This window comes from Microbispora triticiradicis (genome assembly GCF_005864065.1).
GTDB classification, from domain to species: Bacteria; Actinomycetota; Actinomycetes; order Streptosporangiales; family Streptosporangiaceae; genus Microbispora; species Microbispora triticiradicis.
Genome location: NZ_VANP01000002.1, coordinates 230,533 through 244,180, shown reverse-complemented (window position 1 = coordinate 244,180; position 13,648 = coordinate 230,533). Strand labels below are relative to the sequence as shown.

General features: G+C 71.6%; 15 protein-coding genes. 3 read left to right on the top strand and 12 right to left on the bottom strand.

Translation table 11 applies throughout. The annotated features are described in order from the left end of the window. Window position 1: 1 nt before the first annotated feature. The 9 genes from FED44_RS06205 to FED44_RS06165 all read right to left on the bottom strand — a co-directional run bounded on the left by FED44_RS06205 (window position 2) and on the right by FED44_RS06165 (window position 7,639). Window positions 2–799, bottom strand: coding sequence for an SGNH/GDSL hydrolase family protein (locus FED44_RS06205; RefSeq protein ID WP_117409487.1), 798 nt, complete (start codon window positions 797–799; stop codon window positions 2–4). Between the two features lie 14 nt (window positions 800–813). Continuing rightward, entirely contained in the window at window positions 814–1,248 is a 435-nt protein-coding gene (gene aroQ, locus FED44_RS06200; protein WP_117409488.1) for a type II 3-dehydroquinate dehydratase, read from the bottom strand. After that, complete coding sequence (aroB, locus tag FED44_RS06195) at window positions 1,245–2,321, bottom strand: 3-dehydroquinate synthase (protein WP_138460039.1); 1,077 nt, start codon at window positions 2,319–2,321, stop codon at window positions 1,245–1,247. Before aroB ends, aroQ begins: the two co-directional genes overlap by 4 nt. Then, entirely contained in the window at window positions 2,318–2,830 is a 513-nt protein-coding gene (locus FED44_RS06190) for a shikimate kinase (RefSeq protein WP_117409525.1), read from the bottom strand. Before FED44_RS06190 ends, aroB begins: the two co-directional genes overlap by 4 nt. Before the next feature lie 14 nt (window positions 2,831–2,844). After that, complete coding sequence (aroC, locus tag FED44_RS06185; protein ID WP_208758881.1) at window positions 2,845–4,023, bottom strand: chorismate synthase; 1,179 nt, start codon at window positions 4,021–4,023, stop codon at window positions 2,845–2,847. A gap of 153 nt (window positions 4,024–4,176) precedes the next feature. Next, on the bottom strand, window positions 4,177–4,869 hold the full coding sequence (locus FED44_RS06180; protein WP_167521402.1) for a prepilin peptidase: 693 nt from the start codon (window positions 4,867–4,869) through the stop codon (window positions 4,177–4,179). Window positions 4,870–4,991: 122 nt separating this feature from the next. Further along, window positions 4,992–5,561, bottom strand: coding sequence for an SseB family protein (locus tag FED44_RS06175; protein ID WP_138460037.1), 570 nt, complete (start codon window positions 5,559–5,561; stop codon window positions 4,992–4,994). A 36-nt stretch (window positions 5,562–5,597) separates the two neighbouring features. Then, window positions 5,598–6,704, bottom strand: a complete 1,107-nt coding sequence (gene bar, locus FED44_RS06170) for a barbiturase (RefSeq protein WP_117409492.1) — start codon at window positions 6,702–6,704, stop codon at window positions 5,598–5,600. Beyond that, the gene (locus FED44_RS06165; protein WP_244301751.1) at window positions 6,704–7,639 is read right to left on the bottom strand and encodes a carbamate kinase; all 936 of its coding nucleotides are present in this window, start codon (window positions 7,637–7,639) and stop codon (window positions 6,704–6,706) included. The genes bar and FED44_RS06165 overlap by 1 nt, the downstream gene beginning before the upstream one ends. Window positions 7,640–7,809: 170 nt before the next feature. Here FED44_RS06165 and FED44_RS06160 point away from each other — a divergent pair, with 170 nt between their 5' ends. Then, the gene (locus FED44_RS06160) at window positions 7,810–8,250 is read left to right on the top strand and encodes a TMEM175 family protein (RefSeq protein ID WP_138460036.1); all 441 of its coding nucleotides are present in this window, start codon (window positions 7,810–7,812) and stop codon (window positions 8,248–8,250) included. Here FED44_RS06160 and FED44_RS06155 read toward each other — a convergent pair. The 3 genes from FED44_RS06155 to FED44_RS06145 form a co-directional block, all read right to left on the bottom strand. Next, window positions 8,237–8,617: a type II toxin-antitoxin system death-on-curing family toxin gene (locus FED44_RS06155; protein ID WP_138460035.1), complete on the bottom strand. Its 381-nt coding sequence runs from the start codon at window positions 8,615–8,617 to the stop codon at window positions 8,237–8,239. The two genes, FED44_RS06160 and FED44_RS06155, sit on opposite strands and share 14 nt — an antisense overlap. Then, entirely contained in the window at window positions 8,614–8,817 is a 204-nt protein-coding gene (locus FED44_RS06150; RefSeq protein WP_182878217.1) for a FitA-like ribbon-helix-helix domain-containing protein, read from the bottom strand. The genes FED44_RS06155 and FED44_RS06150 overlap by 4 nt, the downstream gene beginning before the upstream one ends. Before the next feature lie 80 nt (window positions 8,818–8,897). Continuing rightward, complete coding sequence (locus tag FED44_RS06145) at window positions 8,898–10,064, bottom strand: pyridoxal phosphate-dependent aminotransferase (RefSeq protein ID WP_138460034.1); 1,167 nt, start codon at window positions 10,062–10,064, stop codon at window positions 8,898–8,900. A gap of 480 nt (window positions 10,065–10,544) precedes the next feature. Here FED44_RS06145 and FED44_RS06140 point away from each other — a divergent pair, with 480 nt between their 5' ends. Together FED44_RS06140 and FED44_RS06135 are read left to right on the top strand one after the other, a co-directional pair. Further along, on the top strand, window positions 10,545–12,731 hold the full coding sequence (locus FED44_RS06140) for an FxsB family cyclophane-forming radical SAM/SPASM peptide maturase (protein ID WP_138460033.1): 2,187 nt from the start codon (window positions 10,545–10,547) through the stop codon (window positions 12,729–12,731). A 115-nt stretch (window positions 12,732–12,846) separates the two neighbouring features. After that, entirely contained in the window at window positions 12,847–13,641 is a 795-nt protein-coding gene (locus FED44_RS06135) for an AAC(3) family N-acetyltransferase (RefSeq protein WP_244301750.1), read from the top strand. The last annotated feature ends 7 nt before the right edge of the window (window positions 13,642–13,648 follow it).

The window sequence follows — 13,648 nt, the reverse complement described above, 5'->3', positions numbered from 1 at the left end:
GTCAGGAGGTGGACGGGGGCAGAGGGCTGAGATCGGGGCGCTTCGGGGCGAGGCCGTCGCCCGAGGAGGTGCCGCGGAGCCGCCGGCCGATCCAGGGGCCGAAGTGCTCCCTGAGCCACTGCACGTCCTCCTGGCGCTTTGCCCTCGGGTTCACCGTCTCCCGGGGCGGCCAGGTCTTGCGCCAGTCGTCCTCGCCGGGCAGGCCGAGCACGTGCAGGACCCTCGCCGCGACCAGGCGGTGGCCTTCGGCGTTCATGTGCAGCCGGTCCCCGCTCCAGGCCCGCCAGTCGCGCAGCCCCTGCATCGACCACATGTCCACCAGGTGGCAGCCGTACAGGTCGGCGATCGAGCGGACGTGCATGTAGAAGATCGCGAACCTGCCGCGCACGCGCCGCATGATGGGCGTGTCGCGGGGGTCGGTGCCGGTGAACAGCACGACGTCCGCGCCGGTGGCCCGCAGGTCGCGCACGGCCGCGGCGAGCTTCTTGGCCATCCGGTCGGGATCGCTGCCCGGACGGATGAGGTCGTTGCCACCGGCGCAGAAGCTGATGAGGTCCGGCTTCATCTCGACGGCCACGGGCACCTGGTCGGCGACGATCTGGTCGATCAGCTTCCCCCGCACGGCCAGGTTGGCGTAGCGCAACTCCGGCTCCAGCGACGCGAGCCGCTCGGCGACCCGGTCGGCCCACCCCCGATAGCGGACCACCTCCCCCGGCGCCGGAGGGGGCGCGTCCGGGAGGGGGTCGTTAAGACCCTCGGTGAAGCTGTCTCCGACCGCCACGTACGACCGGTACCCCATGGACCCTTCTTTCGTCACTCGCCCATCTCGGCGATCGCACGCAGCGCCAGCTCGTACGACCGCATGCCGAACCCCGCGATCGTCCCGGTGGCCACCGCCGCCACGACCGAGGTGTGGCGGAACTCCTCCCGCGCGTTCGGGTTGGAGATGTGCACCTCCACCAGCGGCGCCGTACGCTGCGCGATCGCGTCGCGGAGGGCGTAGGAGTAGTGCGTGAACGCGGCGGGGTTGAGCACCACCGGGGTCTTGCTGTCGGCGGCCTCGTGGATCCAGCCGACCAGCTCGGCCTCGTCGTCGGTCTGCCTGACCTCGACCGACAGGCCCAGCTCGCGGCCGGCGTCGCGGCACAGGGCCGACAGGTCCTCGAAGGTCTGCGCGCCGTAGACGTCGGGCTCCCGGCTGCCGAGGCGTCCGAGATTGGGGCCGTTCAGGACGAGCACCGGCCTCATCGGGCCACCTCCTGGTACGCCGCCTCCAGGAGCTCCTCGGAGGGGTTCTCCAGGCGGGCCGGCCTCGCGACGTCGTCGAGCACGACGAACCGCAGCACGGCTCCCCTGGCCTTCTTGTCCACCCGCATGTGCTCGCGCAGGCGCGGCCAGGCCGCGGCCCGGTAGGTGGTGGGCAGCCCGACCGACTCCAGGATGGAGCGCGTCCGGTCCACGAGGTCGCGGCCGACCCGGCCGTCGAGCCGGGACAGCTCGGCGGCGTAGACGAGCCCGATGGCCACCGCCTCGCCATGCCTGATGTGGTAGTCCTCGACCCGCTCGATGGCGTGGGCGAGGGTGTGGCCGTAGTTGAGGATCTCCCGCAGGCCGCTCTCCCGCAGGTCGGCGCCAACGACGTCGGCCTTCACCCGGATCTTGCGCTCGACCAGCTCCCGGGTGTGCTCGCCCTCGGGGGTGCGGGCGCCGGCGGGATCGTCCTCGACGAGCAGCAGGATCGTCGGATCGGCGATGAACCCACCCTTGATGATCTCCGCGAGTCCCGCGACGTAGTCGTCGCGCGGCACGCTCGTCAGCGTGGCGAGGTCGCACAGCACGCCCTTGGGCGGGTGGAAGGACCCGACCAGGTTCTTGCCCTCGGGGGTGTTGATGCCGGTCTTGCCGCCGACGGCCGCGTCGACCATCGCCAGCAGCGTGGTCGGCACCTGGACGACCTGCACCCCGCGGAGCCACGTCGCCGCCGCGAACCCGGCCAGGTCGGTGGTCGCTCCCCCGCCGACTCCGACGACCGCGTCGGACCGGGTGATGCCGTACCGGCCGAAGGCCGACCACAGCTCGGCCGCGACGTGCACCGTCTTGGCCTCCTCGCCGTCCGGCACGGGCAGCGAGACGACCTCCAGCCCGGCGGCCTCCAGGGCCTCGCGTACGGGCCGGGCGATCTCCGGCAGCCCGGCGGGGTGGATGACGGCTACCGTGCGGACCTTCGGGTCGAGCAGGCCCGGCAGCTCCGGCAGCACTCCGGCGCCGACCACGACGTCGTAGGGGCTCTCACCGCCGACGGTGATGCGGGTCGCGGTCACAGCGCCCCCTCGATCTCGGCCACGACGTCCTCCGGCTCGCGGTCGTCGGTCTTCACGACGACCGCGGCGAGCCGCTCGTAGATCGGGCGGCGCTCCTCCATCAGCGTCCGCAGGCGGCTGCGGGGGTTCAGCACGAGCAGCGGCCGGGCCGAGGCGAGGCCGACCCGCCTGACCGCCTGGTCGAGCCCGACCTGGAGGTAGACGACCCGGTGGCCGGCCAGCAGCTCCTGGGTGGCCTCGTGCAGGATCGCGCCGCCCCCGAGCGCGAGCACCCCGGGGTGATCGGCCAATGCGGACCGCACGGCCTCCGCCTCCAGCTCGCGGAACCGCTCCTCGCCGTCCTCCACGAACACGTCGCTGACGGTCTTGCCCGCGGCGGCCTCGACGTCGGCGTCGGTGTCGCGGAACGGCAGGCCGAGACGGTCCGCGAGGAGCCGACCGACCGTTGACTTGCCCGAACCTGGCGGGCCGATGAGGACCGCGGCCGGGCCGTTGGACGCCGATTGCATGATCACTGACCTTATTACTTGATCACCAGGGAGGACAGGTAGCCCGCCAGGTTGCGCGCCACCTCTTCGACGGAGTCGCCGCCGAACTTCTCGACCGCCGCGTCCGCGAGCACCAGCGCGACCATGGCCTCGGCGACGATCCCGGCGGCCGGGACGGCGCACACGTCCGAGCGCTCGTGGTGGGCCTTGGCCGCCTCGCCGGTCAGCACGTCGACCGTGGCGAGCGCCCGGGGCACCGTGGAGATCGGCTTCATCGCCGCGCTGACCCGCAACGGCTCGCCGTTGGTCATGCCGCCCTCGACGCCGCCGGCCCGGTTGGTGATCCGGCGGACGCCCTCGGCGGTGTTCTCGATCTCGTCGTGGGCCCGGGACCCGGGGCGGCGGGCGGCCTCGAAGCCGTCGCCGACCGCGACGCCCTTGATCGCCTGGATGCCCATCAGCGCGGCGGCGAGACGGGCGTCGAGGCGCCGGTCCCAGTGCGTGTAGCTGCCGAGGCCCGGCGGCAGGCCGTAGGCGACGACCTCGACCACCCCGCCGAGGGTGTCGCCGTCCTTGTGCGCCTTGTCGATCTCGGCGATCATCGCGGCGCTCCCGTCCGGGTCGAGGCAGCGCACCGGGTCGGCGTCCACCGCCTCCAGGTCGGCCGGGCCGGGGATCACGTCACGGCGCGTGACGGCCTCGCCGATCGAGACCACGTGGCTGACGATGTCGACGCCGAGAGCCTGCTTGAGGAAGGAACGGGCGACCTGGCCCAGCGCCACGCGGGCGGCCGTCTCACGCGCGCTGGCCCGGTCGAGCACCGGCCGCGCGTCGTCGAAGCCGTACTTCTGCATGCCCGCGAGGTCGGCGTGGCCGGGACGCGGCCGGGACCGCGGCGCGTTGCGCGCCTGACCCTCCAGGACGGCCGGGTCCACCGGGTCGGCGGCCATCACGGTCTCCCACTTCGGCCATTCGGTGTTGCCGATGCGGATGGCGACGGGCGATCCGAGCGTGCGGCCGTGCCGTACGCCTCCGGAGATCGTCACCACGTCCTGCTCGAACTTCATCCGTGCCCCGCGGCCGTATCCGAGACGGCGGCGGCGCAGCGCCTCGGCGAGGTCGGCGGTGGTCACCGACACTCCGGCGGGGAGGCCTTCCAGGATCGCGAGAAGCTCGGGGCCGTGTGACTCCCCGGCGGTCAACCAGCGCAGCATGACGACCAGTCTTCCATGTGCGCCCGACTGCGGCGTCACCCCGACACCCATGTGCCCGCCCCCGGCCCATCGGTCCAGGTCCACCCGGCCCGGTACGTCGTTCACAGTTGATCGGGCCCGGTTCGTCAGAGACCGTGCGCCGGACACGGCTCGTCAGGCCGCGTTCGTGAGACACAGCGCGACCAGCGCGCCCGCGAGCATGAACGGGCCGAACGGGAACTCGGTCGTCCGGGTGGCCCTGCGCGCCAGGAGCAGTCCCACGGCGTACAGCGCGCCGAGCACCTGCCCGGCCATCCCGGCGACGATCACGGACTGCGTGCCGAGCGCGCCGGTCAGCAGGCCGATCAGCCCGGCCAGCTTGACGTCACCGAGCCCGAGACCGGCCGGGCGGATGAACCACAGCACGGCGTAGACGGCCCCGAGCGCGCACCCCGACGCCAGGGCCGGCAGCAGGCGGCCCGACGGCGCGAGCAGGGCCACCAGGATCGGGTACGACGGCAGCGTGATCGCGTCGGGCAGCCGCCAGGTCCTCCGGTCGATCTCCGCGAGCGCGGCGCCGGCCACCACGGCGTACGACCAGGCAGCCAGGACCCAGCCGTCGTGGACCAGCCAGGCGGCCAGCGCCGCGGCCAGCGCGGTCACGCCTTCGAGCAGGTACGGCGGACGGGGCAGCGGCACCGCGCGTACCGCCGACGCGAACGCGCGAACCACCTCGGCCCGGTGGCCGCCCGGCTCCACCCGGCCCCTCTCCTCGGGCCGCGCGTCGAAGCCCGTGGCGAACGCCCGGGCGTACGCGGCCGCGACAAGGCCGAGGACGGCGGCGGCGACGATGACGGGGAGGGACACGCGGCCGACCCTAACGCCCGTGCGCCGGACCCGCATGGTCCGAGCACGGCCCTGTGGACGGCCGCCCTCCTGTGGAGAACCGGAGGCGACCAGGCGTGGCGCGTGAGCCCCGCGCTGCGGGGTCAGGTGCGACGGCGGTTCCACCAGCGGCGGCGGGGTGCGTCCTCATCGGCGCCGAACCGGGCGACCGTCGCGTCCGGCACCTCCCTGGTGAGGCGGTCGACGGCGCCGGCGTCGCGCCTCGCCTCCTCCACCGTCGCGAGAGCGTGCAGCATGCCGCCCTCGATCACGAAGGGAACCGGCCCGGCCACGTCCACGACCACGGCGGCGGCGTTCTCGTGGCGTGCGGCCTGGCACACCTGGGGAGCGGTCGCCTGCACCGGCCGGGCGTCCGCCCGCCACCGGCGCATCGGCTCGGCGCCGGTGAAGGCGAGCACCGCCTCACGGCCGTCCTTACCCACCAGTTTGGGGAGGGCCATCTCGCTCTCCTTCTCCTGGCGCAGGCCGTGCTCGCCGACCTCCGACTCGGTCAGCAGAGCGACCACGGGCACCAGCAGCCGGGTCCCGGCGAGCGCCGCCAGGACGTCGGCGGCGGTCGCCGTACCGGCCTCGAACGCCGACAGCGCCGCCGCCACGGCCGCGTCGGCGCCGCCCTCGTCGTCGGGGCGCAGGGGCTGCGGAATCGATGGCACGTCTCCCGACCCTACCTTTCGGGCCGTGCCCGGATGTCAGCCCAGATCCGCGATGGCGATGACCGGGCCCCCGCCGGACGGCCCCTGGTGGACGGCCGCCACGGAGACGAACACGGCCGGGTCTCCGGTCACGCTCGCCGCCACCCCGCCGACCGTCGCCTTGATCTGGCGGTGCCAGTGGACGTCGGAGTCGTCGAGCATGATGTTGCGCCGCCCGCGTACGCGGCCGGACGGGTCGGCCTCGCACTTGATGAACAGGTTGACCAGCCGGCCGCCGAGGTCGTCCGTACGGGGGCGCTCGGGCAGGTCGATCCCGGCGTTCGCGACGGCCTCCCAGATGCCGTCGCTGTCCAGGGCGTCCCTCATCACCGAGTGGCCGGCCCGGTAGCGCCCGCCGATCCCGCGCACGTTGCCGACCACGACGATCTGGGCCCGGTCGAGTTCCACACCGCTGGAGCACGAGGCCACCGACGAGTAGAGCGACAGGTCCTTGTGGATCTGCTCGGCCGACGGCATCGGGATCTCCCCGAGCGCGACCGCGATGCCGAGCGCCGTGGTCGAGTTGGAGATGTCCATCGACTTGAGCGTGTCCTCGGTGACGACCGTCTGCCCGCGCTCCTTCGCGTCGGTGATCGTGGACAGCGTGAGCAGCGGGGTCTTGGTCTGCACGTAGTGGACGTCGGCCGGGTCGTCGATCCCCGCGAGCTTCATGGCCTCCCGCACCCCGGCGGCGACCTTCTCGACCATCGCGGGCCTGCCGATGTCCTCCGGGAGGATCACCTCGCTCATCGCCACGCCGACGCTCACCCTGGGCTCGTCGGTGCGTACGGCCTTCGCGGGGTCGATCGTCGCGAAGACGGTCGCGTGCGGGCTGAGCACGCCGTCGGTGCCGCCGGACCACACCAGAGGCACCTGCGCGATCTCCTCCGGCGTACGGGTGCCCTTCGCGGCGAGCACCTCGCGGAAGGCCCGGTCGGCGAGGATCCGCGTGTAGTCGTTGACCCCGCCGTTGCCCTCGGTCTTGCCGACGACCGCCAGCACCCGGTCCGCTTCGATCACCCCGTCGTCGATCAGCTTCGCGAGCCCGGAGGCGTCGGTGACGCTCTCGATGGGGACCTTCCGTACCTCGATCGGATCCGGCACTATCCCTCCACCCCTCTGGACACCCTGGTCCCGATATTTCCTGACAACGCCGCCCCGATGTGGTGCAGCGAGGTGATCACCGCCTGGTTGCCGCTCTCCTCGGCGAAGCGCAGGGCGGCCTCCACCTTGGGGCCCATGCTGCCCCCGGCGAAGTGACCGGCCGCCTGCAACGCGCGCAGCGCGGCGACGTCGACGTCCCCGATCGGACGGGCCCGGGGTGTGCCGAAGTCCGCCGAGGCGTACGGCACGTCGGTCGCGATCACGAGGTCGGTGGCGCCGACGGCGACGGCGAGCGCGGCGGCGGCGAGGTCCTTGTCGACCACCGCCTCGATCCCGGTCAGCACGCCGTCCGGCCGGCGTACGACCGGCACTCCCCCTCCCCCGGCGGCGACGACCGTGAACCCGGCCCCGATCAGCGCGACGGCCGCGGCGGCGTCCAGGATCTCCACCGGCCGGGGCGAGGCGACCACCCGCCGCCAGCCGCGTTCGAAGCGCCGCCAGACCTGGCCCTGCCCCTCGAACCGGCGCGCCTCGTCCTCGTCGAAGTAGCGCCCGATCGGCTTGACCGGGTCCCGGAACGCCGGGTCGTCCGCGTCCACAAGTGTGCGGGTGACGACGGCCGCGACCCGCGCGTACCCCAGCTCCCGCTGCAGGGCGTTCATGATGAGCGTGCCGATCGTGCCCTGCGTCTGCGCCACGCACCAGTCGAGCGGCACGGGCGGCACGACGCCCGCGCTGAGCTGGTTCTTCAGCAGGATGTTGCCGACCTGGGGGCCGTTTCCGTGGGTCAGCACCACCTCGTGCCCGGCCCGGATGAGCGCCGCCACGTGGGTCATCGCCTCGGCCACCGCCCGGTGCTGGTCCGCCGGTGACGCGCTCCCGTCCGGAGCCGTCATGGCGTTGCCGCCGAGTGCGATCAGTACGCGTCCGCCCACATCCGGAAACTATCCAGCCCCACACGGGCCTTCATTGGCGAGTTCCGCCCACCCCTGCCGCATCCATGAGCAGATTTCACCAAGCCCGGCACCGAGCTGCGGGCTCGGTTCCCGTCCCGGCGGCCTCTGCCGGAATGCTCACCACTGCCCCCCTTTCAATGGAGATCCGTATGTCGACGCCTCAGGTGCGGGCCCATCACACGCTGTTCGACCAGATCGAGCGGGTGTCCCAGTCGATGCTCCTGCTGCACATTCCGCTGCTGTTCTTCGTGGCCTTCCTGCCGTACACGACGTCGCTGTTCGGCGAGGCCAACGCCGGTCACTTCCCGGAGGACGGCAGGGCCCTGGCGACCGGCCTGTTCGCCGGCAACGAGGCCGTCCTGCTGCTCGCCCAGGGCGCGCTGTTCACTCTCGTGCTGGCGCAGCGGCTGAACCGGCCGGAGGCCGACCTGCCCCGCCTGCGCGCCAACGCCCAGGTCTACTGGGCGATCGGGATCTACTGGCTGCTGACCGCCGTGGCGCGCGCCTGGATGGTAACCGCGGTGCCCTTCCTGTGGCTGGCGACCCCGCTCCTCGCCTTCGGCACGGTCCGCGTGCTCAGGAGGCGGTGAAGCCGCGCAACACGTCCGCGATCTCGTCGACCTCGGTGAGCTTGCCCGAAGCCACCGCGATCACGAACTCGTACGCGGCGTCGTCATCCTCCGGATCGATCTCCAGCCCGTTCTTCGCGCAGAAGACGTACATCGTGAGCCACCCCGCGCGCTTGTTGCCATCCACGAACGGATGATTGGACACGATCGAGTGCAGGATGGCCGCCGCCTTCGTCAAGACGTCGGGGTAGGCGTCCCGTCCGAACACCGATGTCCGCGGGCGGAGCAGCGCCGCCTCCAGCAGCCCGATGTCACGAACCTCGATCGGCGCTCCCGTCGCCCGGCGGGCGATGCTCAGCCCCTGTTCAAGGGAGATGTAGCGGATCACTCCCCCAGCCTGCGCAGGAGGTCCGCAAAACGCTGCGCCCCCTTCTCGGCCAGCAGGTCGGTGTACTCGTCGTCGGCGACGCGGGCGAGGTAGTCGTCGATCGCGTGAAGGGCGATCTGCTGCATACTCCGCCCTTCCCTCTCCGCGCGCCGCCGGAGGGCCTCGGTCTGCTCGTCACTCAGACGCAGCGTCATTGCCATGCCTCCGATGGTACGGGCCGGTATCACTGTGATACCATCAGCGGAGAGTAAGATAACCTGACGCTCAGTCATCAAATTCGTCAGCTGCCGAGGCGGCGGAGGCGGGTGACGGCCTCGTCGATGACCTCGTCGCGCTTGCAGAAGGCGAACCGCAGGAAGTGGCGGCCACGGTCCGGGTGGTCGTAGAAGACCTGGGTGGGGATCGCGACGACTCCCGCCAGTTCGGGCAGCCGCCGGGCGAGGTCGAGCCCGTCGGTGAAGCCGAGCGGCCTGATGTCGGTCTGCACGAAATAGGTGCCGGACGGCCGGAGCACGTCGAAGCCGGCCTCCGCCAGGCCCGTCATGAGGCGGTCCCGTTTGGCCTGCAGGGCCGCCCGCTGGGCCGCGACCCACTCCATCTCCTCCTGCAGGGCGTACGCGACCGCGGCCTGCCAGGGGGCGTTCGCGGTGTAGGTGAGGAACTGCTTGACCGCCTGCACGGCGCCCGCGAGCGGCGCCGGAGCGCACACCCAGCCGGTCTTCCAGCCGGTGACGCTGAAGGTCTTGCCCGCGGAGGAGATCATGATCGTGCGCTCGCGCATGCCGGGCAGCGTGGCCAGCGGCACGTGCTCGACGCCGTCGAAGGCGAGGTGCTCGTAGACCTCGTCGGTCACCGCGATCAGGTCGTGCTCGCGGCACACGCGGGCGACGCACTCCAGTTCCTCCCGGGTGAACACGGTCCCGGTCGGGTTGTGCGGCGAGTTCACCAGGATCGCGCGGGTGCGGGGCGTGATCGCGGCCTCCAGCTCGGCCGGGTCGAAGGTGAACCGCCCCGCGTCGACACGCAGCGTGACCGCCCTGCGCACGGCTCCCGCGAGCGCGACGGCCGCGGCGTAGGAGTCGTAGTAGGGCTCGAAGACGACCACCTCGTCGCCCGGTTCGCAGAGCGCGAGGATCGCCGCGGCGATGGCCTCGGTGGCGCCGACGGTGACGAGGACCTCCCCGTCGGGATCGTAGGCGAGGCCGTACCACTGCTTGCGGTGCTCCGCGACCGCCTGGCGCAACTCGGGGAGGCCCGGTCCGGGCGGATACTGGTTGAGACCGCTCCGCACGGCCTCGACCGCGCGCTCCAGCATGCGCTCCGGCCCGTCGGTGTCCGGGAAGCCCTGGCCCAGGTTGATCGAGCCCGTCTCCACGGCCAGCTTCGTCATCGTGGCGAAGACGGTCGTGCCGAACTCCCGCATCCGCCGCACCAGAGGCTCTGTCACAGCGCCACTCTATCCGCCGGATCCCAAAACAGCGACACGAGCCCATTAGACAACATATGTCACAATAAGGCCGATAAGGACCACTACCGCCATAAAACCCTCATACAATCAGCATATATATTTAGGTCGACAATCACGGGTGAAACGCCACGCCGAATAGAGTTAGAGAAGTGTCAGACAAAGAAAGGGCCGGAGTCCGAGGCTGTAACCCCATGTCCGCTGTTAGAATCGCGTGGTTTCGGCCCCGTCCGCATGGATGGCTCCGCGAGGGGGACATCTGTAGTGTGCCACCTGCGGCCGCGGGACTCGCGACAACTCATCCTTTTCCCACAGTTAGGTGTCACTATGCCGAACGAATCAAGAGTTCAAACCTCGGTCGTGGATTCATCGAGCCAGTCCCTCGAGGAGCTGCCGGACGGCTACCGGCCCGGAGTGAGCAACCTGTCTTTCAATTCGGCGATCGGATAGCGAAACCGCCCAATGCAGCCGCCCATCGCGCCGTTCCGGCAGTTCGTGGTGAAGGTCGCGAGCCGATGCGACCTCGCCTGCGACCACTGCTACGTGTATGAGCACGCCGACACCAGTTGGCGGGGACGGCCGGTGGTGATGTCCGACGAAACCGCCATCCGGGTGGCGAATCGGATCGCGGAGCACGCCGACGAGCACCACCTGGAAGCGGTACACGTCGTCTTCCACGGAGGTGAACCCCTCCTCGCCGGAATCGGGCGGCTGCGCCGGTTCGCCCGCGCGCTTCGCCGCGCGGCCGAGGGTGTCTGCGACCTCGACCTCCACATCCACACCAACGGCGTCCTTCTCTCACGCGCCTTCTGCGACATGTTCACGGACGAGGGCGTCAAGGTCGGCGTCTCGATCGACGGCGACAGGCCGGCCAACGATCTCCACCGCCGGTACGCCAACGGCCGCAGCAGCTACGACCAGGTCGTCAAGGCCATCACCCTGCTGCGGGACCACTACCCGCACCTCTATGCCGGGCTGCTGTGCACCGTCGACATCCGCAACGATCCCGTCGCGGTCTACGAGGCGCTCGTCGAACTGCGCCCTCCGCGCGTCGACTTCCTGCTTCCGCACGCCACCTGGGACCACCCGCCACTGCGGCCCGCCGGCCGGGACACCGCGTACGCGGACTGGCTGATCACCGTGCACGACCGATGGCGGGCGGACGGCAGACCGATGCAGGTCCGGATGTTCGACTCGATCATCCTCAGCGCTCTGGGCGGGGAGAGCCAGAGTGAATCCCTCGGAACGCGGCCATCGGATCTGGTGGTCGTGGAGACCGACGGCACCTATGAACAGGCCGACTCTCTCAAGACGGCCTACGACGGCGCCCCGGCGACCGGACTCGACGCCTCCCGGCACTCGCTGAGCGAGGCCGCGCGGCATCCTGGCTTCGCCGCGCGGCAGAGCGGGCTCGCCTCACTGGCCGAGTCCTGCCGGCGTTGCCCACTTGTCACCAGTTGCGGCGGCGGTCTCTACGCCCATCGCCACCGGACCGGCTCCGGTTTCGCCAACCCCTCGGTCTACTGCGCGGACCTGTTCCGGTTGATCTCCCATCTGACCGCCTCGGAGCGGCGGAGCCCCGTGGCTCCGGTACACGAACTGCCGGTCGCCACGCTGGACGCCCTGGCCTCGGGGAGGCCGGCCGCGGCCGACATCGCTCATCTGAGCGCTCCGCAGCTCAGCAGAGCCAGGCAGGCGGTGCGCCGGGCGGCGGCGGTCATCACCGATCGCCGGTCCTGGTCGATCCTCGTGGACGCCGAACGGACGGACCGCGCCGCGGTGGACGACCTGCTGAGCCATCCCTACGTCCACGCCTGGGCGGCCCGCTGCGCGGCCGCAGGCCCCGCGCTCGATCCCGCCGACGCCGGTCACCTCGCGGCCGTCGCCGCGGTCGCCGCCGTACGGACCGGGCTGGCGGTGAAGGTCGCGGTGCCGGCCGCCGGGACCTTCGTCCATCTGCCCGGGCTCGGGCGGATGCGCACGGGCGGGCAGGAGCACGCGGAGGTGGAGGTCCACGACGGGTCGTTCGCGGTGCGGGTGGACGGCCGGTGGCTCTCGGAGGACAGTCCGCTCTGGGAACCGGTCCGCCTGATCGAGGCCGCCGGGCTCCGCCTGTTTCTGGACGATGTGGACCCGTACCGGGCCTGTCACGGCCCGGCCGTCGAGGACCGGCTCACCGATGAGGCCGCCGCCGTCTGGAGCGAGGTCACCGGTGCGGCGCTCGCCTCCCTGCCCGGAGACCGGCGGGCCGCCATGCGCACGGCTCTGCGCGTCCTGACGCCCCTGGCGGACGCGACGGCGGGCGCGTCCAGCCGCGCGGCGTACGGCGCCCTCGCTCTTCCGCTGGGCACCGACCCGGGCACGGCCGCCCGGCTGCTCGTGGAGCACTTCCACCGGGCCCAGCTCGGCGCGCTGCTCGACCTGCTCGACCTCACCGGCGGCGACGCCGACCGGGAGCGGCTGCTGACAGACGCGTACGGGCTCCTCGCCGTCGCGGACTCCCTCACTCAGGCGGAACAGGACCGGCTGACCTGGGCGATCGGGCGGATCGCCGATGGAGCGCTCCCGGCGCCCGGGCGGCGGTTCGCCGCACGGCTCGCCGGCGCGGCCGCCGACCGGACCGCTCAGGTCGCCTCCGGACGGAGATAGCGCGATGGTGGGCGTCCGGCTGTCCCTGTCCGCGTTCCTCGCCCACCTCAGCCTGACGACGGCCGGTTTCCTCGCCTGCCGGCGGCCGGCTCCGTCAGGCACAGGGGAGAACGGCGTGCTCGGCCGGGCCACCCTGGCGGAGGCCCTGCGCCTGCTGGGGCTTCGGCGCGGGCAGATCGTTCTGGTCCACGCCTCGCTGCGCAGTGTGGGCGAGATCGCCGGGGGGGTCGCCACGCTCTACGACGCGCTGCGCGATGTGCTCGGCCGCAGGGGAACGCTCGTCGTGCCGGCCTACACGCCGGGCAACTCCGACACTTCCAAATCCTTTCACCGGGCGACCCGGCACATGACGCCCGAGGAGAAAGAGGCCTACCGCGAGCAGATACCCGCCTTCGACCCGGAGACGACTTCCTCGATCGAGTGCGGGGTGCTTTCGGAGTATGTGCGGACACGGAGGAGGGCGGTGCGCAGCGACCATCCGCAGACCTCATTCGCCGCCGTCGGACCCGCCGCCCGCGGGATCACGGCGGGACATCGGCACGACAACCATCTGGGCGAGCGATCCCCGCTGCGTGAGCTTGAGCGCAGGGGCGCGATGGTGCTGCTCCTCGGCGTGAGCTACGACAGGTGCACCGCTTTCCATCTTGCCGAATACCGGTACACGCCAAAGCCTCCGACAGCCGTGTACGGGTGCGCGATGAAGGTGGACGGGCGGCGCACCTGGATTAGTTACGAGGATGTGGTGCTGGACGACAGCGACTTCGGCGAGTGCGGTGCGGCAATGGAGTTGACCGAAAAGGTCAACCTGGGCCGGGTCGGAAATGCCGACGGCAGGCTCTTCCCCCTTCCCGCGGCCGTGGCCTTCGCCCAGAACTGGTTCGCCGAAAGACGCGGACGTACCGGGGAATAACACGGAA